Genomic DNA, 21,737 nt, shown 5'->3' with positions numbered 1-21,737 from the left:
AAAGACGCCGAAGCGTAGCAGGATCGACCGGATCGGATCGCGTCACGCGTCGAGGTCGAACGCACGCAGCAGACCACGCGCCTTGGCGCGCGTTTCGGCGAGCTCGGCCTCGGCGACCGAATCGACGACGATGCCGGCACCGGCGCGCAGGCGGACCTCGTCGTCCTCGAGCATGAGGGTGCGGATCAGGATGTTGAGATCGAGGTCACCGTTGCGGCCGAGATAGCCGATCGAGCCGGTGTAGGCACCTCGCGGCACGCCTTCGAGCTCGGCGATGATCTCCATGCAGCGCACCTTCGGGCAGCCCGTGATCGTGCCGCCCGGGAACACCGCCGCGATCACCTGGGCGGGCGTGACGCCATCGCGCAGGCGGCCGCGCACGTTGGAGACGATGTGGTGGACGTGCGCGTAGCTCTCCACGCCCATGAGCTCGTCGACGATCACGCTACCCGGCACGCAGACGCGGCCGAGGTCGTTGCGTTCGAGGTCGATCAGCATGACGTGCTCGGCGCGTTCCTTCGGATGGCCGACGAGCTCGCGCACGCGCGCGGCCTCGTCGTCACCGGGCAGGCGTGCACGCGTGCCGGCGATCGGGCGCGTCTGCACGTCGCGCCCGCGTACCTCGACGAGGCGCTCGGGCGACGAGCTCGCGATGGCCCAGCCCGGCTGCTGCACGAGCGCAGCGAACGGTGAAGGGTTCGCGCGCCGCAAGGCCGCGTAGACGGCCGTCGGCGGCGTCGGCGCGCGCAGGCCGAGGCGCCATTCGCGCGACAGGTTCACCTGGAACACGTCACCGGCGCGCAGGTACGCCTGCGTACGCGCGACGCCGTCGAGGAAACGTTCCGGCGCATCCTCGTCGACGCGTTCGACGAGGGGCTGGGCCGCCGTGAACGCAGGCGTGGCCGCGAGGTCGGCCTCGACCTCGTCGAGCAGGTGCGTGAAACCGGATTCGGCGACGAGCAGCGTGCGATCCGCCGCATGGTCGACGACGACCGCGACCGGACAGCGCAGCGCGAGTGCGCGCGGCACGCGACCACGTTCGGTCGGCAGCCGCAGGCGCGGCTCGACCTCGGCGGCGAGCGCGTAGCCGAGGTACAGCAGCCAGCCGCCCGTGAACGGCAGCGGCTCGGGCGATGCGTCGACGACGCGCCCGGCAGTCCACGCAGCATCGAGCACGTCGAGGAAGCGCGTGCCGACCACGGCACCCGATGCATCACGCACGGTGCCATCGGCCTCGAGCGCGAACGAGGCCTGCGGACAGGCGAACAGGATGTCGTGGCGCGCCTGCGCGGTGCCGTGGGCGACGCTCTCGAGCAGGCCCGGATAGCGCGACGGCCACGCCGCGGCGAGCGCCAGCAGGTCGCGCCGCCCGGACAGCACGCGCACGAGCGGCGGCGTGCCGCGCTGGGTCATGTCGTTCGCCGCCGCGATCAGATGCGGCGGAAGACCAGCGTGCCGTTGGTGCCGCCGAAGCCGAAGCCGTTCGACACCGCGACCGAGATCGCCTTCTCGCGCGCCACGTTGGGCACGTAGTCGAGGTCACAGCCTTCGCCCGGCTCGTCGAGGTTGATCGTCGGCGGGATGATGCCGTGGTACAGCGCGAGGATCGTGAAGATCGCCTCGACGCCGCCGGCCGCGCCGAGCAGATGACCGGTCATCGATTTCGTGGAGCTGACCATCGTCTTGTAGGCGTGGTCACCGAGCGCGCGCTTGAGCGCGAGCGTCTCGGCGACGTCGCCGAGCGGCGTCGAGGTGCCGTGCGCGTTGAGGTACTCGACCTGGTCGGCGTTGATGCCGGCGTCCTTCATGGCCGCGGCCATGCAGCGCGCCGGGCCTTCGCCGTTCTCGCTCGGCGCGGTCATGTGGAACGCGTCGCTGCTGCTGCCGCTGCCGGCGAGTTCGCAGTAGATGCGCGCGCCGCGCTTCTTCGCACTCTCGTACTCCTCGAGCACGAGGATGCCGGCGCCGTCACCGAGCACGAAGCCGTCGCGGTCCTTGTCCCACGGACGGCTCGCGCGCTGCGGGTCGTCGTTGCGCGTGGACATCGCCTTCATCGAGCAGAAGCCGCCGACCGCGGTCGGCACGGTCGCGTACTCGGCGCCGCCCGCGATCATCGCGTCGGCGTCGCCGTACTGGATCAGGCGCATCGCCATGCCGATGCTGTGGTTGGAGGTCGCACACGCCGACACGGCCGAGAAGTTCGGGCCCTTGATGCCGGTCATGATCGAGATGTGGCCCGAGACCATGTTGATGATCGTCGACGGCACGTAGAACGGCGAGATCTTGCGCGGGCCGCCTTCGTGCCACGCGACCGTGGTCTTCTCGATGCCGGCGATGCCGCCGATGCCCGAGCCGATCAGCGCACCGGTGCGCTCGGCATTCGCCTCGGTGATCTCGAGGCCGGCATCGCGCAGCGCCATGAGCGCGGCGGCGACGCCGTAATGGATGAAGTTGTCCATCTTCTTGACGTCCTTCGGCGGGATCCAGGCCGCGGCGTCGAAGTCGCGGACCTCGCCGGCGATGCGCGTGGGGAACGCGCTGACGTCGAAGTTGGTGATCGGGCCGATACCGCTGCGGCCGTTGCGGATGGCATCCCAGGCGGTCTCGAGGTCGTTGCCCACGGGGCTGACGATGCCGAGACCGGTGACGACGACGCGACGCTTGCTCATGCTGGGACTTCCACGTGTGGGGAGCGCCTCGCCGTGCATACGCCGGCGTACCGTTCCCGATCCTCAAAACGAAAGCTGCGCCCTCGGGCGCAGCTTTCTGACTCAATGTGCGGCGCGTCCGGCCCGTCGTCGCTGTGCGACGACGGGTGGAGTCGCGGTCGCCGCGCCCGCCAGGTCCATCAGGACTTGACGTGCGACTTCACGTAATCGACCGCCTGCTGGACCGTCGTGATCTTCTCGGCTTCCTCGTCCGGGATCTCGCACTCGAACTCTTCCTCGAGCGCCATCACGAGTTCGACGGTGTCGAGCGAGTCGGCGCCCAGATCATCGACGAACGACGCGTTCGGCGTGACCTCGTCTTCCTTCACGCCCAGTTGTTCGACGACGATCTTCTTGACGCGTTCTTCGATAGTGCTCATGTGTGTGGAATCTCCCGATGGGATTGGTTGTGCGGTCGCCTTTGGCGGACCGCCGCTGGGGCGCAGGCCCCGCGAGGCCGGCGCATTGTAGTGGAACCCGTTCACAGTCGCTACCGACCGGCAGCGCCCATGTGTGTCACGCCATGTACATGCCGCCGTTGACGTGCAGCGTCTCGCCGGTGACGTACGCCGCCGCCGGCGAGGCGAGGAACGCGACGGCTTCCGCGATGTCCTGCGGGCCACCGAAACGCTGCAGCGCGATCTGTGCGAGCAGCGCGTTGCGTTGTTCTTCCGGCAGCGCACGTGTCATGTCCGTGTCGATGAAACCCGGCGCGACGACGTTGACCGTCACGCCGCGCGAACCGATCTCGCGCGCGAGCGACTTCGAGAACGCGATGATGCCGGCCTTCGCCGCGGCGTAGTTGGACTGTCCCGCGTTGCCCATCACGCCGATCACCGAGGCGATGCTGATGATGCGTCCCTTGCGCGCCTTCATCATGCCGCGCATGACCGCTTTCGATGCGCGATAGACCGAGGTCAGGTTGGTGTCGAGGATGGCCTGCCAATCCTCGTCCTTCATGCGCATGAGCAGCTGGTCGCGCGTGATGCCGGCGTTGTTGACGAGGATCGACACCGCGCCGAATTCCTTGCCGATCGCGTCTACAAGGGCTTCGATCGACGCGCCGTCGGCGACGTCGAGCACGCGGCCGTGGCCGCCGTGCGCGGCGAGACGTTCGCCGATCGCGTTCGCGCCGGCCTCGGAGGTCGCCGTACCGACGACCGTGGCGCCGCGTGCGGCGAGCGTGTCGGCGATGGCCGCGCCGATGCCGCGGCTCGCGCCGGTGACGAGGACGATCTCGCCGTTGAGGGATGCGCTCATGGAAACGTGCTCCGGGAAACGATGGATGGGGATCAGGCCCAGGCTTCGCGTGCGGCGGCGAGGTCGGACGGCAGTCCGATCGCGCGCGCATCGAGGCCCTTGTCGATGCGCTTGACGAGGCCGGCGAGCACCTTGCCCGGGCCACACTCGGCGATGCGGGTCGCACCGCCCGCGGCGAGTGCCTGCACGCACTGCGTCCAGCGCACCGGCAGGTAGAGCTGGCGCACGAGCGCGTCGCGGATCGCGTCGGTGCCCGCATGCTCGGCGGCATCGACGTTCTGCACGACCGGGATCGACGGCGGCTGCCACGCGTAAGCGGTCATCGCCTCGGCGAGACGATTGGCGGCTTCGCGCATGAGCGGCGTGTGAGACGGCACACTCACGGCGAGCTTGACGGCCTTGCGCACGCCCTGTTCCGCCAGCGCGGCGATCGCCGCATCGACGGCCTGGGCATGTCCGCCGATCACGATCTGGCCCGGCGAGTTGTAGTTCGCCGGCACCACGACGTGCTCGCCCGAGACGGCCGTACAGACGGCTTCGACGACGGCGTCGTCGGCGCCGAGCACGGCCGCCATCGCGCCGACGCCTTCCGGCGCGGCAGCCTGCATGGCCTGGCCGCGGATGCGCACGAGGTGTGCGGCATCGTGCAGCGACAGCACGCCCGCCGCGACCAGGGCGGTGTACTCGCCGAGGCTGTGGCCGGCAACGCGCGCAGGCAACGCTCCGCCTTCCTCGCGCCACGCGCGCCACACGGCGATGCCCGCGGCGAGCAGCGCGGGCTGCGTGTACTCGGTGCGGTTGAGCAGCTCCTCGGGGCCGCCCTGCGACAGCGCCCAGAGGTCGGTGCCGGCCCCGGCCGAGGCCTCTTCGAAGGTCGCGCGCACGAGGGCATGGCGGTCGGACAGGTCGGCGAGCATGCCGACCGACTGCGAGCCCTGCCCCGGGAATACGAGGGCGAGCGCGGAGGAAACGTTGTTGGTCACGAGAGGGTTCCGATGATGTGGCTCGCCCACGACAGCAGGTCGATGTCGCCATCGTGCAGGTAGTCGACAGCGAGTGCGGCAAGGAAGGCCACGGCGGCGAAGGAGACCAGGCGCAGCGCGGCGAGCGCGGCGCGCACGCGCGCGGCGCTGCGGCCGAACGGCGCGAGCACGCGGGCGACGACGTGCAGGCGATCGCTGCTGTCGGTCACGATCGTGGCGACGTCCGCACGTGAACGCGAGAGGCCATGCTTGAGGATGCCGGACAAGGCCTCGGGACGTTGGGCGTAATGGCGTGCGACACCATGGGTGAAGAGCAGCCAGTCGCGTGCCTGGGCATTGTCGAGCGACATGACTTCGGCCGGATCCTCCTCGAAGTCGAGGAAGCCGATGCCGCCGTGGTCGAGCACGACGAGGTTGCGCGCGGTCGGCTGGCCGAGGTATTGGCCGCGCGCGTGTACATCGGCGATCGCATCGACGGCAGCCGACGTCAGCGCATCGATCGCGACCGTGTCGCCACGGCATTGCGAAAGGCGCGCCGAGAACGATGATCCTATGTCGCTGAGCATGAGCAAGCCGGGACCTTCGCCGATGACGTCGGGCACGCTCACGTCGGCATCGCGCAGCTCGCCGAGGCGACGCATCTCGAGCTGCTTGGCGCGATCACCCGCGTGGTGCGGCGGCGGGCGCAGCGGCGTGACACCGAGGCGGCGCATGCACGCGTCGAGCAGCGCAAGCGACAGGCGTCGCTCGCCGCCGACGTAGCGCTTCATCCAGACCGGCGTATCGCGCAGGGTCAGTCGCTGGGCCATCGCTGCATCTCCCTCGAAAGGTCGATCAGTACCGCAGCAATGCCGAAGCCCACGTGAAGCCGCCACCGAAGGCCTCGAGCAGCACGGTCTGGCCGCGCTTGACCCTGCCCGAGCGTACGGCTTCGTCGAGCGCGAGCGGCACGGATCCCGACGACGTGTTGCCGTGGCGGTCGACCGTGACGACGACGCGCTCCATCGGCATCTTCAGGCGCTTGGCCGTGGCTTCGATGATGCGCAGGTTGGCCTGGTGCGGAATGAGCCAGTCGATCTGCGACTCGTCCATGCCGGCGGCCTCGAGCGTCTCGCCGACGATGCGATCGAGCGTCTTGACCGCGACCTTGAACACCTCGTTGCCGGTCATGAGCACGCGGACGCCATGGTTCGGCTCGTCGCGAAATCCCGCCGAGACGCCGACCGGGTTGTACAGGAGATGCTTGTATCCGCCGTCCGCGTGCAGCTTGGTGGTCAGGATGCCCGGCTCTTCGGAGGCCTCGAGCACCACCGCGCCGGCACCGTCTCCGAACAGCACGCAGGTGCCACGATCGTTCCAGTCGAGCATGCGCGTGAGCGTCTCGGCACCGACCACGAGCGCCTTGCGGGCCTGGCCACTGCGGATGAAAGCATCGGCGACGCCGAGCGCGTAGACGAAGCCCGAGCACGCTGCGTTGACGTCGAACGCCGCGCAGCCGTTGGCACCGAGGCGGTGCTGCAGCAGGCAGGCCGTCGACGGAAAGATGATGTCCGGCGTGGTCGTTCCGAGCACGATGAGGTCGAGCTCGGACGCCTGCACACCCGCGGCCTCGAGTGCACGCGTCGCCGCGTGGAAGGCGAGATCGCCCGTCGTCTCGCCGTCCGCGGCCATGCGCCGCTCACGGATGCCCGTGCGCGTCCGGATCCATTCGTCGCTGGTCTCGACGAACTTCTCGAGATCCGCGTTGGTGACGACCTTGTCGGGAAGGTAGCTGCCGGTGCCGGCGATGCGTGAGTACAACAGGGTCTCTACTCCCATGGCAGGCCGGCAGCGAGCCGCTCAGGCGGCTCGCCGGTGGATCGCACCGTCGACTCAGTCCGCTTCGGGAACCGAACCCTTCGTTTCGATGACCTTCTTGCCGCGGTAGTAGCCGTCCTTGGTGACGTGGTGGCGCAGGTGCACCTCGCCCGACGTCGGATCGGTCGACAGCTGCTTGGCGGTGAGGGCGTCGTGCGAACGGCGCATGCCGCGGCGGGACGGGGTTTTACGGCTCTTGGCGACTGCCATGACAACTCTCCAGGGTGTAGCGATGTGGCTTGCTGGGCAAGCGGTGTTGTAAGGATGGAACAGGGTTGGCACGACGCAGGCACATGGCCGGCGCTTGACACGTTCAGTCCGTGCGCGTGTCCCGGAGGCGTCCGAGCACCGCGAACGGGTTGGAAGGCGCCTCGTCGACCTCGATGGCAGGTGCCACCGCGAGCGGCACCTCGTCGAACGGCACGCCGGGCGCCAACGCCACGACGGGCAGCGACAGGATCAACTCGTCCTCGATCACGTCCTTGAGATCGAGGTTGCCGTCGGTCACGAGCAGCGGCTCGTAGCCTTCGGGCAGCGACGCTTCGCGCGACTCGTCATCGATGAGGCCGAGGCGCTGATGGATGCGCACCGGCTGCTCGAAGACGTCCAGCGTACGCTGGCACACGAGCGGAAGCGCCGCCTCGACATCGAGCTCGAGGAACGCGATGCCGAAGTCATCCGTTCCGAATTCGATGGCGTAGCGTACGCTGCCTTCCTGCCCTGCCAGGCTCGCGCCGAGTCGGGGCAACTTCGCCAGCGGCAGCGTGCCATCGAACTCGCGGCGCGCCTGCACCATGCGCCAAGCGTCTACGTTGTCGGGCAAGGCGGCTGGCATGGGCGCGCGATGGTAGGTGGACCCCCCGTTCATGTCAACCGCGCGACATCCGCGGAGCCTTGGCAAAACAAGGCCCTGCGTGCGACGGATGCCCGGTGTGGTGCGGCACGACCGCCGAAATTGCCGTGCCCGTGCGCATTCGGCAGACTCGGGCGATGACGACCGTACTCGTGATCCTCGCGACGGTGCTCGCCCTCGGCACGGCGGGCCTGTTCCTGCGCGAGCGCTGGTGGAATACGCGCACGCGCACCCTGCGCGTGATCCTGGACGATGCCGACGCCCTCGAACGCGAACTGCAGGAATGCCGCGCCCGCATGCGCGAGCTGCCTGCCAGGGTCAGCCAGATGCCGAGCTCTCTGGACGTGTCGGCGCGCGCAACGCTGACCGCCGAACCGCAGGTCCAGGCCGCCCTGCACGACCTTCTGCAGCATCGCCTGTGGCTGCGCGACCACGCCACGACCGCCTCGCTCGACGATCTGCGCAACGCCGGCAGCGCCCTGCGCCAGTCACGCGAACGGCTGGCCGGGCAGATGCAGAGGCTGGCCGAGGTCTGCGCCGAACTCGACGAGGCGGGGCGGCCGGCATGAGCGCTCCGCCGATCGTGCTCGCCTCGACCTCGCGCTACCGGGCCGAGCTGCTCGGCCGCCTCGTCGACGGGTTCGATCGAGTCGCCCCGGGCGTCGACGAAGATGCACGCTGCGACGAATCGCCACGCGATCTCGCGACACGACTGGCCGCTGCCAAGGCCGATGCGGTCGCACGCGACCGGCCCGACAGCCTCGTCATCGGTTCGGATCAGGTCGCCGATCTCGACGGTCGCGTACTCGGCAAGCCCGGCGATGTCGCCACGGCCTGCACCCAGCTCGCGGCATGCTCGGGACGCACGGTGCGCTTCCTGACCGCCGTGCGCCTCGTCGACACACGCCACGGTGGCGGCGTCCGCGATCATCTCGACGAAACGCGCGTCGTCTTCCGCACGCTCGACGCCGCGACCATCGCGCGCTACGTCGAGCGTGAACGACCACTCGACTGTGCGGGCAGCTTCAAGGTCGAAGGCCTCGGCATCGCGCTGTTCGAACGCGTCGAGACGCAGGATCCGACCGCCCTCGTCGGCTTGCCGCTCGTCGCGCTGGCCGCGATGCTGCGCTCAGCGGGTCTCGCCCTGCCCTGAGGCCTCGCAGCGGCCTCCCGCAACGGGCTCCGCACGCACCACGCCCTCGAGGAACACGATGCGCTTGCGGCCACCGTGGAGGTCGAGTCGCCTGATCTCCTGCAGCGCATCGAAGCGCGCGCACACCGCATCGCGCCATGCCGCGCGATCGCGTTCGCGCAAGGCGGTCTCGTCCATCGCGACGACGACGTCGCGTCCCGCCAGCGCGCGCACGCCGGCTTCGTCCTGTTGCCAGATCGCGAGCTGGCGTGCCCGCCCGTGCTTGGCGTTGAGCGGGCTGTCGAGCGTCGGCACCGCACCAGCTTGGAGTGCGAACTCGAGCTCGGCCGCGAGCATGAAGTTGTCGGCGACGAGCGGCTTGCCGGCATGCTCCGCAGAGGCCATGAGGTCACGCGCCGCCGACGCCGTTTCGCGCCATCCCGCGAAATGCGACGGATACAGCTTGCCCGCGGCGAGGTACGCCGTCGACGCGGGATGCGCCGCTGCCGCGAACCAACCGAGCACGACGAGCGTGCCGGCTGCCGCGAGCATGAACGCCGCGAGGATCGTCATGCGCAACGCGCGACCTCGCCAAGCCTCGCGCAGCAGCAGAGGCAACGCGACGAGCAGCGGGACGTACCCGGCGAGCGGCCAGTGCACGCGGAAGCGCTCGTGGTCGGCGAACAGGCCCAGCACGAAGTAGCCGAGGATCGGCACGCACGCGCTCCAGGCGAGCAGATCCCAGGGCGCGCCGAGGCGCAGCCGACGCAGCGCCGCGACGAGGGTGCCGACGAACACCATATAGAGGAGTGGCGTCGTCACGAGCGCCTGCTCGAACGGTTGCAGCAGCGCCTCGGCCTGGAACGACCATGGATGCCGGTCGACGAACTGGAAGCCTGCCGCGGACCAGCCTTGCGTGGCATTGAACGCGAGCAGCGGCAGGATGCCCAGTGCGCCGATCGCGACCGCGATCCAGAACCCGCGCTCGCGCCAGCATGACCTGCCGCGTGCCGTGGCCACCATGATGGCGAACCCCGCCGCAACGAGCATCGCGGCACGGTAATGACTGAGCCACGCGAGCGCGAGTGAGACGCCGACGAGGCACCACGCCCCCGTCGAGCGTGTCGCGAGTGCGCGCTCGAGCGCGACCAGCGCGAGCACGCTCGCGAACAGCAACGGCACGTCAGGCAGGGCCAGCACGCCGAGCGATCCGAGCAGCGGCAGCACGAGCGCACCGAGACCCGCCTGCCACCCTGCGCACGCGCCGGCGAGCCTGCGTGCGAGCACGACGACCAGCACGACCGTCGCGGTGGCGAGCACGAGGAACGGCAGGCGCATCGCGAACACCGAGTGGCCGAGCACGCTCTCGCCGAGGTGGATGAGCCACGCGGTCATGCCGGGCACGTCGCTGTACGACCATGCGAGGCGGCGGCTTTCCTGCCAGTAGAACGCTTCGTCGACGAACGGCGAAAGCGATGCCGCGATCCACAGCTTCAACGCCGTGCATGCGAGGAATGCGACGATGAACGCACGCCGCCACGCGATCGCGCCGTCTCGCCATGCGTGTACGGGCACGGCTACACTCGGGTCGACGGCGCCGCGCGCGGCCATGTCGTCCTGCTCCCTCATCCGCACGCGCCGACCATGCCCGATTCGCCGTCCACGCCCGCCCCCATCCTCGACAGTGATCTTCGCGACGCACTCGCGCGCGGCATCGCGCAGGTCAACCGGGTCCTGCTCGGAAAGAAATCCGAGGTGCGGCTCGCGTTCGTCTGTCTCATCGCGGGGGGACACCTGCTCATCGAGGATCTGCCGGGCGTCGGCAAGACCACGCTCGCGCACGCACTCGCCGCGACGCTCGGCCTCGGCTTCCAGCGCGTGCAGTTCACGAGCGACCTGCTGCCGTCGGACATTATCGGCGTCAGCGTCTACGAGCGCGAGCCGGGCAGTTTCAAGTTCCACCCGGGTCCCATCTTCACGCAGCTGCTGCTCGCCGACGAGATCAATCGCGCGACGCCGAAGACGCAGAGCGCGCTGCTCGAGGCGATGGCCGAGGGCCAGGTCACCGTCGACGGTCATGCGCACGCCCTGCCTTCGCCATTCTTCGTCGTCGCGACGCAGAACCCGCTCGATTTCTCCGGCACCTATCCGCTGCCCGATTCGCAGCTCGACCGCTTCATGCTGCGCATGAGCCTGGGCTACCCGGACCGCGAGGCCGAGCGCGCGATGCTCGCCTCACCGGACCGCAATCGGCTGCTCGACGGCCTCGCGCCCTGCCTCGCCCCGGCGCAGATCCTCGCATTGCGCGTCGCCGCGCAGGCGGTCGTCGCGAGTCCCGCCCTGCTCGACTACGTCCAGGATCTGCTCGATGCGAGTCGACGCAGTGCGCAGATCGAGATCGGCCTCTCGCCGCGCGCCGGTCTCGCGGTCCTCGCCGCGGCGCGCGCACATGCCTTGCTCGGCGGGCGCGGCTACTGCGTCCCCGAGGACGTGCAGGCCGTATTCCCGTTCGTGAGCGCGCACCGGCTCACGCCGTCCGCGACGTCCCGCGGCAACCGCGGCGATCTCGCCAAGGGCCTGCTCGACGCCACCGCGGTGCGATGACGACGACGAGCGTCCCTTCGTGGCGGCAGCGCGTCCTCGCGCTCGCCGAAAAGCGCCTGCCCGCCCTGACGCGGCTCCGACGCGCCGAGGCCCTGCCGATCCGGCTGCACCGCCGGCGCATCTACGTGCTGCCGACGCGCTTCGGCATCGCGTTCGCGATCCTGCTGGCGATCATGCTGCTCGGATCGCTCAACTACGCGAACAATCCCGCGCTGCTGCTCACCTGCATCCTCGCGGGCGGCGCCTGGATGAGCCTGTTCGCGGGATTCCGCACACTCTCCGGCCTCGCGCTCGTGGATGCGGGCGCGGCGCCGTGCCATGCGGGCGGCAACCTGCGACTGACCTGCACGTTCGACCCCGGGGGCCGCGCGAGGCCATCGCTGCGATGGCATTCGCACGATGTCGAGCAGGCCTTCGCCCTGCCCGCAGGCGCGCCGGGGGCCGTGACGATCGACATCCCGGCGTCCGCGCGCGGCTGGTTCCGTCCCGGCAGGATCAAGCTCTGGAGCGACCAGCCCCTCGGGCTTTTCGTGGTCTGGAGCTGGGTGCATCCCGACGTGACATTCCTCGTCTACCCGGCACTCGAACCCGGCGTGCCGGCATGGCCGCGCACCGGGGGCGAGGACGGCTCGCGTTTGCAGGTCGGCAGCGACGGCGAATTCGCAGGACTCCGCGACTACCGCGTAGGCGACCGTCCCCGCCTCATCGCATGGAAGGCATCCGCACGCCAGGACAAGCTGCTGTCACGCGAGAGTGAGCGACGCAGCGGCGATGTCGTGACGTTCGACTACGCCGCACTCGCGCCGCTCGACGCCGAGGCGCGCATCCGCCGCCTCGCGGCCTGGGTCGTCGAAGCCGACGCGGCGGCGCTCGCCTACACGCTCGTGCTTCCCGAAGAGCGCCTCGGCCCGTCCGAAGGCACGGCGCATCGGCATGCCTGCCTGCGCGCGCTCGCCCTGCTCCCGCATGCGCCTGTCTGACCGCCAGTACGACATCGTCGCGCTGACCGCGTTCGCCGCGGTCGCGCCGCACCTGCCACGCCTGCCGCTGTGGTTCGCCATCGCGATCGTCGTGGCGGCGGCACTGCGTGTCGTCGCGCGGCGACGCAGCACGCGCGTCGTGCCCGCATGGGTGCGGGTTCCCCTCGTGGGACTGCTCGTGATCGCGGTCGTCTCTCAGTACGGCAACCTGTTCGGCCGCGAGCCCGGCAGCGCGCTCGCGGCCGGCCTGCTCATGCTCAAGCTGGTCGAGACGGAGAAGCTGCGCGACGCGCGCGCGACGCTCGGCTTCTCTGCCTTCGTGCTCATGAGCGCGCTGCTGTTCACGCAGACCCTGGCGTTCACCGTGGCGTTGTGCGCGGTGCTCGTGCTGCTGCTGGCGGCCTTGCACGCCCTGCAGCCCGCGCCGCTCGATCCGTCACGTCCGCTGCGCTCGGGACTGCGCAGCGGCGGTGCCCTGGTCGGGCTCGGCCTGCCGCTGGCGGCGGCGGCATTCCTGCTGATCCCGCGCCTCGGTTCACCGCTTTGGGGCTCACCCGGCGGCGACGAACTCGGTCGCACGGGACTCGACGACCGCATGTCGCCGGGCGGACTCACCGAACTGCTCGTCGACGACTCGCCGGCCTTGCGCGTGCGCTTCGACGGCGCGGCCCCCACGCCCGCGCAACGCTACTTCCGCGCGATCGTGCTGTCGGATTTCGACGGCACGACGTGGACGCGCGACAGGCAGTTCCCCGAGTCCGCCGCCGACACGCTCGAGGCGCTGTCCGCCCCGCTCGCTTACGAGATCACGATCGAGCCGACCGACCGCCCATGGGTCCCGGTCCTCGACCTCCCTGTCGAGGCACCCGAAAACACCCGCCTGTCGAACGACCGCGTGGTCACGTCACGCGGTGCCTTGTCGACGCCGCGCCGCTTCCGGGCCTCTTCCGTCACCGACTATCGCTTCTCGACCACGTTGCGCGACGACGAGCGCCGGCGCGCGCTGCACCTTCCGGATGGCTTCAATCCGCGTGCGATCGAGCTCGCCAGGCGCTGGCGCGCCGAGTCCGGCGGCGACGACGGGGTCATGCGCGCGGCCCTCGCGAACTTCAACGCGAGCTTCAGCTACACGCTGTCGCCGCCGCCGCTCGGCAGGCATTCCGTCGACGATTTCCTGTTCGATACGCAGGCCGGCTACTGCGAACACTACAGCGCCGCCTTCGTCGTGCTCATGCGTGCCGCAGGCATCCCGGCGCGCGTCGTGACGGGCTATCAGGGCGGCTGGATGAACCAGGGCTCGGGCTACCTGCTCGTGCGCCAGTCGGATGCGCACGCATGGTCGGAGGTCTGGCTCGAGTCCCGCGGCTGGGTACGCGTGGATCCGACCGCCGCCGTGAGTCCGGAGCGCATCGAACGGGGCGCACCGGCGGCCAACCGCGACGCGGGGTGGTTCGGTTCGGAATGGTGGCTCGAGGCGCGCAACCGCCTCGACGTCGTCAACCGCCTGTGGACGGACACGATCGTGCAGTTCAATGCGCTGCGCCAGCGCAGCCTGCTGACGCCGTTCGGCGTCCGCGACGCCGATCAGGGCGACCTCCTGCGCGTGCTCGCGTGCGTGGTGGCCGTCGTGCTGGGCCTGGCCACATGGTGGGTGATGCGCAGCCCGCGTGACGTTCGCGGAGACGCGCTCGACGCGGCCTGGCGGCGACTGCAGCGTCGCGCCCTGCGGCGCGGACTCGACGCACGTGATGGCGAAGGCCCTCTCGACTGGCTCGAACGCGCCCGTGCGCGCATCGTCGACGCCACCACCGCGGACAGGCTTGCCGCGATCGTGCGCGACTACGTCACGCTGCGTTACGCGCATGCCGAACCACCACCTGAACAGGTCGACGCGTTCGCTCGCGCGGTACGGGAATTGAAGCTGCCGCGCGCGGTCATACTTCGCTGACGCGCGACGCCCCGGCACTGACGCGCGTCCTGTCATCATGGCGTGGAAACGCCCTTCGAATCCCGGAGACGATCATGCGGTGTGCAAGGTGGTTGGCGATTCCAGCAGTGCTGTCGCTCGCGGCGTGCGCGACGGTTCCGGCACCGCTGAAGGGCGAATTCACGGCCACGACGCCATCGGCCGTCGCCGGCGCAGGGGGTGACCGCGCCTCGTCCGGCGCCGCGCCGCGAGGCGAACGCGTACGCTGGGGCGGCGAGATCATCAAGGTCGAACCCGGTCGCGATGCGACCTGCTTCGAGATCCTCGGCCGCGAACTCGACGGCTCCGCGCGGCCGCTCGCGCGCGACACCAACGCGGGGCGCTTCATCGCCTGCCGCAGCGGCTTCTACGATCCCGAAGTGTTCGTGAAGGGACGCAGCATGACCGTGATCGGCACGCTTGCCGGTACGCAGCGCGGACGCGTCGGCGAATTCGACTACACCTACCCGCGCGTCGAGGCCGATGTCGTCTACCTGTGGCCGAAGCGTCCGCTGGTCGTGCAGCAGCGCGATCCGTGGCCGTACGACCCGTTCTGGGGGCCACGCTTCGGTCCGTACTGGGGCGGCGCGGGCTGGTGGGGCCCGCCACCGGTCGTCATCGTCAAGCCGAAGCCCGACGCCAAGCACTAGGCAGGACTCAGCCGGGCGGCCAGCTCAGCTGGCGCCCGGCCAGCACGTGCAGGTGGATGTGGTAGACCGACTGGCCGCCGTCACGGTTGCAATTGATGACGCAGCGGTAGCCGTCCTCGGCGAAGCCCTGCGCTTTCGCGTAGCGCGTCGCCGCGAGCACGAGCCGGCCGACGAGGTTCGCATCGTCTTCGCCGAGGTCGTTGAGGGTCGCGATAGGGCGCTTCGGGATGAACAGCACGTGCGTCGGCGCCTGGCCGTTGATGTCGCGGAACGCGAGGATGTCGTCGTCCTCGTACACGATCTCGGCCGGGATCTCGCGCCGGATGATCTTGCTGAAAATCGTCTCGCTCATGGAACCTCCTGCATGGACTGGCGCCCGCCGAAGGCATGGGCGAGCGTGCCGCGATCGATGAATTCGAGCTCGCCGCCGAGCGGCACGCCGTGCGCGAGCCGGCTCGCGCGCACGCCGGCGGCACGAGCGAGCTGGGCGAGCATGTGGGCGGTCGCCTCGCCTTCGACGGTCGGATTGGTCGCGACGATGAGTTCCTGCACCTCGCCCTCGGCGAGGCGTTGCGCGAGCAGATCGAGGCCGAGCTCCTTGGGGCCGAGTCCGTCGAGCGGCGACAGGCGGCCGAGCAGCACGAAGTAGTGCCCGCGATACCCGGTCGCCTGCTCGATCGCGAGCTGGTCGACCGGCGTCTCGACCACGCACAGCAGGTGTGCGTCGCGCATCGTGTTCGCACACAAGCCGCAGATGTCCTGCTCGCTGAAACCGCGACAACGCCGGCAGTTGCCGACCTTGTCCACGGCGGCAGCCAGCCGCTCCGCCAGGCGCCGCGCGCCGGGCCGGTCGCGCTCGAGCACATGGAAGGCCATGCGCTGCGCGGTCTTGGCGCCGACGCCGGGCAGGCAGCGCAAGGCGTCGATCAGGTCGGCGAGCAGCGGGGAGCCGGTGGACATGGCAGGTCGTGGCGTGCGGAGTCGGCGACGCGCAAGGCGTCGCCCGGAGGAAGGTCGAAGGCTGCGGCGCTCAGAACGGCAGCTTGAAGCCCGGCGGCAGGTTCATGCCGGCCGTGACACCGCCCATTCGTTCCTGGCTGATCGCGGCGACCTTGTTGACGGCGTCGTTCGTCGCGGCGGCGACCAGGTCCTCGGCCATTTCGGGATCGTCGGCGAACAGCTGGCGGTCGATCGTGACGCGGCGTACTTCGTGGCGACCGCTCATGACGACGCTGACGAGGCCGCCACCGGCCTGCCCGGTCACTTCGAGCTGGGCGAGCTCTTCCTGCGCGCGCTGCATGCTCTCCTGCATGCGCTGCGCCTGCTGCATGAGACCGGCGAGGGGACCTTTCATGTCATTTCTCCAGGGGACGGACCGAGTCGCGCACGATGCGCGCGTCGAAGGTGTCGATCAGCGACTGCACGAGCGGATCGTCGCGCAGGCCGTCGTGGGCGGCCTGCTGGCGCGTGGCCTGCTGGCGCGCGTGATGGTCGGCCGGCGTCTGCGCGGCGGTATCGGCCTTCTCGATGCGGATCCTCACCGGTCGGCCGAATGTCTCGCCGAGCCTCTTCTCGAGCTGGGCCGTGATCGGCGGCGACACGAAATGCTCATGGCTCGCCTTGATGCCGAGGCGCAGCGTGTCGCCATCGACGCCGACGAGCACCGCGTGCATCGCGAGCTGGCCGACCGGGCCGCCGAGATCGGCACGGCGCACGAGGTCGGGCCAGTCGCCGACCTCAAGCGGCATCGACGACGCAGCCGGCGCGGCCACGCGCTGGGCGGGAGCAGCATGCACGGGTGCAGCAGCCGGGGGTGCCTGCGGCGGCGCGAACGGCACGACCCGCGACGATTCGTGCGCGGCATCGGGCTTCGCCGCACGTGGCGGCGGCGATGTAGGAGCAGGAGCACCGTGCGATGCGAACGCGGCCGCTGCCGCGGCCGCACCGGATGACGTCGACGGAGCCACCTTGGCACCACCACCCGGGCCGGCCGGCGCGAACGCGAGCATGCGCAGCAAGGCCATCTCGAAGCCGACGCGCGCGGTCGGCGCGAGCGCGAGGTCGCGCCGGCCCGTGATCGCCATCTGGTAGTAAAGCTGGACTTCACGCGCGTCGATGCGCGCGGCGAGTGCCTGCGTGGACTCGTCCCCCGTGCCGGCGACGAGCTGGGCGAGCTGCACGCGATGCAGGAGGCCCGCAAGCTCGTCGAGCACCTGGGCGAAATCGGGCGCGAACTCGGCGATGCGTTCGATCTCGGCGATCAAGGCGCCCGCATCGTGCGCGACCAGCGCATCGAGCAGCACGCGCACGCGCGCACGCTCGACCGTGCCGAGCATCGCGTGCACCTCGCCGGCGCGCAGCGCGCCGCCGCCGTGGGCGATCGCCTGGTCGAGCAGGGACAAGCCGTCGCGCAGCGAGCCGTCGGCTGCACGCGAGAGCACGTCGATCGCCTCGTCCTCGAACGCGATGCCTTCGGCACCGAGGATGTGGCGCATCTGGCCGACGATCTGCTCGGGCGTGAGGCGCTTGAGGTTGAACTTGATGCAGCGCGAGAGCACGGTGACCGGCAGGCGCTGCGGGTCGGTCGTCGCGAGCAGGAACTTGACGTGCGGCGGCGGCTCCTCGAGCGTCTTGAGCAGCGCGTTGAACGCCGCCTTCGACAGCATGTGCACCTCGTCGATGAGGTACACCTTGTACGCGCCGCGTGCCGGGGCGTACTGCGCGTTGTCGATGAGCTCGCGCACGTTGTCGATGCCGGTGTTGCTGGCGGCATCGATCTCGAGCAGGTCGACGAATCGGCCCGCATCGATCTCGGTGCAGGCACCGCAGGTGCCGCAGGGATCCGAGGTCGGGCCACGCTCGCAGTTGAGCGACTTGGCGAAGATGCGCGCGATCGTCGTCTTGCCGACGCCGCGCGTGCCCGTGAACAGGAACGCGTGATGGATGCGTCCGCCGTCGAGGGCGTGCGAGAGCGCGCGGACGACATGTTCCTGGCCGACCAGCTCGGTGAACCGGCGTGGTCGCCACTTGCGCGCGAGAACCTGGTAGGACATCGGGACTTCCGCAGGACGAACGTGGATTGTGCCAACTTCTCGCCGGCCTGACCAAGGCAACGCGCACGCGCTTGTCTGGTCCGTGCCGGCCTAGTATCCTCCGCGGCCCGTTGCGCGGCCGAAAGGGAAACGGCGACAGCGGGAACCGCGCGGCACGCCTCGCGGTGGACGGAGAGGTGTCCGAGTGGTTGAAGGAGCACGCCTGGAAAGTGTGTAAGCGGCTAAACCCCGCTTCGCGGGTTCGAATCCCGCTCTCTCCGCCAGTTCCCGTGGTACCGGATGGAACGCCTCGTGCACCGTCCGCAGACGCGCCGGAAGCGCGCACGTCTTATGGTGGCCCCGTCGGTCCCCTCGCGACGATAGCTTGTGAACTCCGCCAGGTCCGGAAGGAAGCAACGGCAGCAAGTGATTCGGGTGCCGGGGTGTGGCTGGCGGGGTCGCCACCCTCATCTCCCCCATGCCTTTCCCTCAGCGCTGCTTCGCGGCGACCGGCGTGTTGTCCGGATGCAGCCAGCCGGAATCGCCGTCCGCGTAATGCTCGCGCTTCCAGATCGGCACGCGCAGCTTGACCTCGTCGATGATCCAGCGGCAGGCCTCGAACGCCGCTCCACGGTGGTCCGCGCTCACGCCGACCCACACCGCCATGTCGCCGATCGCGAGGCTGCCCGTGCGGTGCACGCTGCGTGCAGCGCGCAACGCGAAACGCTGGACGGCCTCGGCGAGGATGGCCTCGCCCTCGGCATCGGCGAGCGCGGCATAGGCCTGGTAGTCGAGGCGCAGCACGGCGCGGCCTTCGTTGTGGTTGCGCACCCAGCCTTCGAAGATCGCACACGCGCCTGCGGCGGCGTGGTCGAGCACGGCCTTCTCGGTCGCCGCGTCGATCGCGGCATCGGACAGGGCGAAGCGCTTCATCCTCCCGACACCGGTGGCAGGAACACGATCTCGTCGCCGTCGGCGAGCGCATGGTGCCAGCCGACGATCGCGCCGTTGACGGCCACGCGCAGGCGTTCGCGCGCGAGCACGAAGCCGTGCCGCGCGGCGACCTCGGCGTACAGCGCCGCCGGATCGACGGCCGCAGACTCGACCGTCTCCACATCGCGCCGCGCCGCATCGGCGAGGCTCGCGAAGTACAGCAGGCGGTAGGTCATCGCTGGACCTCGCCTGCAACCACGTCGCGCTTGCCGCCGTGCTTGTCGACGAGGCGCACGTCGCGGATCACGATCGCGTGGCTGAGCGCCTTGCACATGTCGTAGACGGTCAGCGCGGCGACGCTCGCGCCGGTCAGCGCCTCCATCTCGACACCGGTCTTGTGGGTCACCGCGACCTCGCAGCGGATGCGCAGTTCGGTCGGCGAGACGAAGTCGGCCTCGATGCGGCACTTCTCGATGCCGAGCGGATGGCAGAACGGAATCAGCTCGTGCGTGCGCTTGGCCGCCATCGTGCCCGCGATGATCGCGGTGTCGACGACGGGGCCCTTCGCCGAACGCAACCCGTCCTGGCGCAGGGCTTCCGCGACCTCGACGGGGAACTCGACCGTGGCTTCGGCCACGGCCGTGCGCGCGGTGGCCTGCTTGGCGCCGACGTCGACCATCGCGGGACGGCCCCCGGCGTCGAGATGGGTGAATCCCGCGCTCATGCGCGCGCCTGCGTCGGCCCGCCAAGGCAACAAGACACGACCGTTGGGACTTCTGCAGCCATTTCGCGTAGCTTCCGAAAGCACGCCCCGTGCACGGTACCCGGGACTGCGCCGCGCCTTGACCTGACGCAAGGAAGCACTATGCCACGCCTGCCGACATTCCTGCCTCTCCTGCTGATCCTGCTCGGGGCCCTGATGCCCGTCCGGAACGCGGCCCATGCACGGTCCGCCGCGCCGGACATCCGTCCCGCCGCCGGCGGCTGGTACCAGCAGGGCAGCAACTTCGGAAACCTCAACTTCGACATCGGCGACGACGGCCTCGTCGCGGGCACATGGTCGACCTACAGGGACGGCCGCCCGGTCTGGTACTACTTCCAGGCCCCCGTCACCCATCGCAGTTTCGCCGACGCCGAGGCCGACGGCATCGTCGCGGTGGTCGTGGCGCCCTTGTACGAAGCCGCGACCGGCAGCGCCTGCCCGACCTGTCCCTACGTCCCGCCGCAATGGGTCTCGGATCGTTCGATGCGGCTCGAGTTCACCTCGACGCGCGCCGCGACGTTCATCTCGGGGACCACGCGGATCCCCCTCGTGGCCTGGATGCAGGGTCCTCCCCTCCTTCCGCAGCGTGACTACACGGGCGACTGGATCGCCGCGACACGCGTCACCTCGGAAACAGGAGTCGACTACCAGTCCGTCGTGACCATGCGCCTGCAAGCCCGTGCGAACGGCCTGGGACGACGCGAGTACGCAATGTCCTGCATCCGCCCGGTCCAGGCCTGCGCGCAGTGGAACGGCGCGCTCGGGGCAAGCGTTCCGTGCGTCCATTTCTGCGCTTCCGAACTCTACCTGTGGTTCGACGCCGACGAATCCGGGCGCATGGAACGCGTATTCGATCTGGGTTTGGGGACCGTGGAGCCCTATCCGGCGGCCTACGGCAGCCAGGATCGCATCGTCGTCCGCAGGACCGCCGCGACGTCGCTGGCCATGAGCCTGATCCGCCTGCCGGATGGCCTGTTCAGGATCGCCACGCCGGAGGATGCGCCGTGATGCCTGCCCGCCACGTTCTTTCCGCGATCCTCATGCTCGTCGCGATCAAGGCCACTCCCTCGGTCCAGGCCGGTGAAGCGCTCGAACCCGCATGGTCGCCCACTCCCGCGACGGGCGGCTGGTACCAACCCGGTTCGGCGTTCGGCAACCTGAATCTCGATGTCGCCGACAACGGCATCGCGGCGGGCACGTGGTCGACGTTCGAAGCGGGTCGCCCGGTCTGGTACTACTTCCAGGGCAGGCTCCAGCCCGCCTCGGCGCTGCAGGTACGCGACGACGCCGTCATCGCGACGCTCGAGACGCCGCTGCACGCGGTACTGACCGGCGGCGCCTGCCTCACCTGCGCCTATCTCGCACCGACCTGGACGCCGCACGGCACGATGCGCGTGACGTTCACGTCGAGCCGCACGGCCCGGTTCTCGCTCGACGGCGGCACGCCGATCCCGCTCGTCGCCTGGCTGCAGGGTGCGCCGCTGCGTGCGCCGCGCGACTACGCGGGTGACTGGCTCGCGATCGCGCGGCAGGACAGGGCGAACGGCGGGCACTTCGAAACGGTGACCCACCTGCGCCTCGACGCGCTCGCGGGGCCGGAGGCGTACGACATCGTGCCTCCTTCGACCCCCTACGTCGATCCGCCGCCCCCGGCTCCGCCCGCAGGTGCGCGCCGTTACCGGGTGAACTGCATCGGTCCCGAAGAGGCCTGCAGGACACTCGACCTCGCCTTCCCGGGTGCGAGCACCTCGCCGGCACAGAGCTTCACGATGCTGTGGCTCGACGCCTCCGAACGCGGCTTCACGATCGATGCGGGCGAATCCGCGTCGGGGTACACGCTGTACCCGCCGGCCGGCCTGCCCCAGCAAGTCCACGCCGCGCACGACCGCATATTGGTCCGTGCGTATCGCGTACCGGCCGAAGGCATCGCCGGCGTGCGCGAGATCCAGCTCGTGCGTTTCCCCGCGGATGGCTTCGACGGGCGCGCGTGGCAGGCCCTCACGGAAGACTGAGCCT

Annotated in this window: 25 protein-coding genes, 1 tRNA gene and 1 other RNA gene; 10 read left to right on the top strand and 17 right to left on the bottom strand. The window is 69.9% G+C overall.

Annotation, left to right across the window (positions count from 1 at the left end; all coding sequences use genetic code 11):
- Window positions 1-42: 42 nt before the first annotated feature.
- The 9 genes from ACQQ2N_RS16985 to ACQQ2N_RS16945 all read right to left on the bottom strand — a co-directional run bounded on the left by ACQQ2N_RS16985 (window position 43) and on the right by ACQQ2N_RS16945 (window position 7,643).
- The gene (locus ACQQ2N_RS16985) at window positions 43-1,413 is read right to left on the bottom strand and encodes an aminodeoxychorismate synthase component I (RefSeq protein WP_440222754.1); all 1,371 of its coding nucleotides are present in this window, start codon (window positions 1,411-1,413) and stop codon (window positions 43-45) included.
- 17 nt (window positions 1,414-1,430) lie between these two features.
- On the bottom strand, window positions 1,431-2,669 hold the full coding sequence (gene fabF, locus ACQQ2N_RS16980; protein ID WP_440222753.1) for a beta-ketoacyl-ACP synthase II: 1,239 nt from the start codon (window positions 2,667-2,669) through the stop codon (window positions 1,431-1,433).
- A 179-nt stretch (window positions 2,670-2,848) separates the two neighbouring features.
- Entirely contained in the window at window positions 2,849-3,088 is a 240-nt protein-coding gene (acpP, locus tag ACQQ2N_RS16975; RefSeq protein ID WP_440222752.1) for an acyl carrier protein, read from the bottom strand.
- 136 nt (window positions 3,089-3,224) lie between these two features.
- Window positions 3,225-3,968, bottom strand: coding sequence for a 3-oxoacyl-ACP reductase FabG (gene fabG / locus ACQQ2N_RS16970; protein ID WP_440222751.1), 744 nt, complete (start codon window positions 3,966-3,968; stop codon window positions 3,225-3,227).
- A gap of 32 nt (window positions 3,969-4,000) precedes the next feature.
- Window positions 4,001-4,951 (bottom strand): ACP S-malonyltransferase, encoded by a 951-nt coding sequence (gene fabD / locus ACQQ2N_RS16965; protein ID WP_440222750.1) that lies wholly within the window; start codon window positions 4,949-4,951, stop codon window positions 4,001-4,003.
- On the bottom strand, window positions 4,948-5,760 hold the full coding sequence (locus ACQQ2N_RS16960; RefSeq protein ID WP_440222749.1) for a serine/threonine protein phosphatase: 813 nt from the start codon (window positions 5,758-5,760) through the stop codon (window positions 4,948-4,950). Before ACQQ2N_RS16960 ends, fabD begins: the two co-directional genes overlap by 4 nt.
- A gap of 25 nt (window positions 5,761-5,785) precedes the next feature.
- Window positions 5,786-6,769 carry a beta-ketoacyl-ACP synthase III gene (locus tag ACQQ2N_RS16955; protein ID WP_440222748.1) on the bottom strand — a complete coding sequence of 328 codons (984 nt, stop codon included), beginning with the start codon at window positions 6,767-6,769 and terminating at the stop codon, window positions 5,786-5,788.
- 54 nt (window positions 6,770-6,823) lie between these two features.
- Window positions 6,824-7,018 (bottom strand): 50S ribosomal protein L32, encoded by a 195-nt coding sequence (gene rpmF / locus ACQQ2N_RS16950; protein WP_440222747.1) that lies wholly within the window; start codon window positions 7,016-7,018, stop codon window positions 6,824-6,826.
- A gap of 103 nt (window positions 7,019-7,121) precedes the next feature.
- Window positions 7,122-7,643 carry a YceD family protein gene (locus tag ACQQ2N_RS16945; protein WP_440222746.1) on the bottom strand — a complete coding sequence of 174 codons (522 nt, stop codon included), beginning with the start codon at window positions 7,641-7,643 and terminating at the stop codon, window positions 7,122-7,124.
- Between the two features lie 155 nt (window positions 7,644-7,798).
- On the opposite strand from ACQQ2N_RS16945, the gene ACQQ2N_RS16940 reads away from it, so the two are divergent.
- Window positions 7,799-8,230: a hypothetical protein gene (locus ACQQ2N_RS16940; protein ID WP_440222745.1), complete on the top strand. Its 432-nt coding sequence runs from the start codon at window positions 7,799-7,801 to the stop codon at window positions 8,228-8,230.
- Window positions 8,227-8,814 (top strand): Maf family protein, encoded by a 588-nt coding sequence (locus ACQQ2N_RS16935; protein ID WP_440222744.1) that lies wholly within the window; start codon window positions 8,227-8,229, stop codon window positions 8,812-8,814. Before ACQQ2N_RS16940 ends, ACQQ2N_RS16935 begins: the two co-directional genes overlap by 4 nt.
- On the opposite strand, the gene ACQQ2N_RS16930 is transcribed toward ACQQ2N_RS16935, so the two are convergent.
- Window positions 8,791-10,368, bottom strand: coding sequence for an ArnT family glycosyltransferase (locus tag ACQQ2N_RS16930; protein WP_440222743.1), 1,578 nt, complete (start codon window positions 10,366-10,368; stop codon window positions 8,791-8,793). The two genes, ACQQ2N_RS16935 and ACQQ2N_RS16930, sit on opposite strands and share 24 nt — an antisense overlap.
- Window positions 10,369-10,437: 69 nt before the next feature.
- On the opposite strand from ACQQ2N_RS16930, the gene ACQQ2N_RS16925 reads away from it, so the two are divergent.
- The 4 genes from ACQQ2N_RS16925 (at window position 10,438) to ACQQ2N_RS16910 (ending at window position 14,993) form a co-directional block, all read left to right on the top strand.
- On the top strand, window positions 10,438-11,397 hold the full coding sequence (locus ACQQ2N_RS16925; protein ID WP_440222742.1) for an AAA family ATPase: 960 nt from the start codon (window positions 10,438-10,440) through the stop codon (window positions 11,395-11,397).
- Window positions 11,394-12,377 (top strand): DUF58 domain-containing protein, encoded by a 984-nt coding sequence (locus tag ACQQ2N_RS16920; RefSeq protein ID WP_440222741.1) that lies wholly within the window; start codon window positions 11,394-11,396, stop codon window positions 12,375-12,377. The genes ACQQ2N_RS16925 and ACQQ2N_RS16920 overlap by 4 nt, the downstream gene beginning before the upstream one ends.
- Window positions 12,364-14,325 (top strand): transglutaminase TgpA family protein, encoded by a 1,962-nt coding sequence (locus ACQQ2N_RS16915; protein WP_440222740.1) that lies wholly within the window; start codon window positions 12,364-12,366, stop codon window positions 14,323-14,325. Before ACQQ2N_RS16920 ends, ACQQ2N_RS16915 begins: the two co-directional genes overlap by 14 nt.
- 74 nt (window positions 14,326-14,399) lie before the next feature.
- A complete protein-coding gene (locus ACQQ2N_RS16910) occupies window positions 14,400-14,993 on the top strand; it encodes a Slp family lipoprotein (protein ID WP_440222739.1) in 594 nt (197 codons plus the stop codon).
- Between the two features lie 7 nt (window positions 14,994-15,000).
- Here ACQQ2N_RS16910 and ACQQ2N_RS16905 read toward each other — a convergent pair whose 3' ends face one another.
- From ACQQ2N_RS16905 to dnaX, 4 genes are all read right to left on the bottom strand, one after another.
- Complete coding sequence (locus tag ACQQ2N_RS16905) at window positions 15,001-15,345, bottom strand: histidine triad nucleotide-binding protein (protein WP_440222738.1); 345 nt, start codon at window positions 15,343-15,345, stop codon at window positions 15,001-15,003.
- Window positions 15,342-15,953 carry a recombination mediator RecR gene (gene recR, locus ACQQ2N_RS16900; RefSeq protein ID WP_440222737.1) on the bottom strand — a complete coding sequence of 204 codons (612 nt, stop codon included), beginning with the start codon at window positions 15,951-15,953 and terminating at the stop codon, window positions 15,342-15,344. Before recR ends, ACQQ2N_RS16905 begins: the two co-directional genes overlap by 4 nt.
- Window positions 15,954-16,023: 70 nt before the next feature.
- Complete coding sequence (locus ACQQ2N_RS16895) at window positions 16,024-16,347, bottom strand: YbaB/EbfC family nucleoid-associated protein (RefSeq protein WP_440222736.1); 324 nt, start codon at window positions 16,345-16,347, stop codon at window positions 16,024-16,026.
- A gap of 1 nt (window position 16,348) precedes the next feature.
- On the bottom strand, window positions 16,349-18,046 hold the full coding sequence (gene dnaX, locus ACQQ2N_RS16890) for a DNA polymerase III subunit gamma/tau (protein WP_440222735.1): 1,698 nt from the start codon (window positions 18,044-18,046) through the stop codon (window positions 16,349-16,351).
- 170 nt (window positions 18,047-18,216) lie between these two features.
- Here dnaX and ACQQ2N_RS16885 point away from each other — a divergent pair.
- Window positions 18,217-18,309, top strand: a tRNA-Ser gene (locus tag ACQQ2N_RS16885).
- Window positions 18,310-18,386: 77 nt separating this feature from the next.
- An RNA gene (gene ffs / locus ACQQ2N_RS16880) (signal recognition particle sRNA small type) lies at window positions 18,387-18,483 on the top strand.
- A gap of 31 nt (window positions 18,484-18,514) precedes the next feature.
- Here ffs and ACQQ2N_RS16875 read toward each other — a convergent pair.
- The 3 genes from ACQQ2N_RS16875 to moaC are packed head-to-tail and all read right to left on the bottom strand — an operon-like array spanning window position 18,515 to window position 19,682.
- Window positions 18,515-18,958, bottom strand: a complete 444-nt coding sequence (locus ACQQ2N_RS16875; protein ID WP_440222734.1) for a molybdenum cofactor biosynthesis protein MoaE — start codon at window positions 18,956-18,958, stop codon at window positions 18,515-18,517.
- Window positions 18,955-19,194 (bottom strand): MoaD/ThiS family protein, encoded by a 240-nt coding sequence (locus ACQQ2N_RS16870; RefSeq protein WP_440222733.1) that lies wholly within the window; start codon window positions 19,192-19,194, stop codon window positions 18,955-18,957. The genes ACQQ2N_RS16875 and ACQQ2N_RS16870 overlap by 4 nt, the downstream gene beginning before the upstream one ends.
- Window positions 19,191-19,682: a cyclic pyranopterin monophosphate synthase MoaC gene (moaC, locus tag ACQQ2N_RS16865; protein WP_440222732.1), complete on the bottom strand. Its 492-nt coding sequence runs from the start codon at window positions 19,680-19,682 to the stop codon at window positions 19,191-19,193. The genes ACQQ2N_RS16870 and moaC overlap by 4 nt, the downstream gene beginning before the upstream one ends.
- Between moaC and ACQQ2N_RS16860 the strand changes: the two genes are divergently transcribed.
- Complete coding sequence (locus tag ACQQ2N_RS16860; protein ID WP_440222731.1) at window positions 19,662-20,729, top strand: hypothetical protein; 1,068 nt, start codon at window positions 19,662-19,664, stop codon at window positions 20,727-20,729. The genes moaC and ACQQ2N_RS16860 overlap by 21 nt on opposite strands.
- Window positions 20,729-21,733, top strand: coding sequence for a hypothetical protein (locus tag ACQQ2N_RS16855; protein WP_440222730.1), 1,005 nt, complete (start codon window positions 20,729-20,731; stop codon window positions 21,731-21,733). Before ACQQ2N_RS16860 ends, ACQQ2N_RS16855 begins: the two co-directional genes overlap by 1 nt.
- Window positions 21,734-21,737: the final 4 nt, after the last annotated feature.

It is taken from the genome of Dokdonella aquatica, from assembly GCF_051987395.1.
Lineage (GTDB): Bacteria > Pseudomonadota > Gammaproteobacteria > Xanthomonadales > Rhodanobacteraceae > Dokdonella.
Note: the sequence above shows the minus strand (reverse complement) of the source record. Positions and strands in the feature narration are given on the sequence as shown.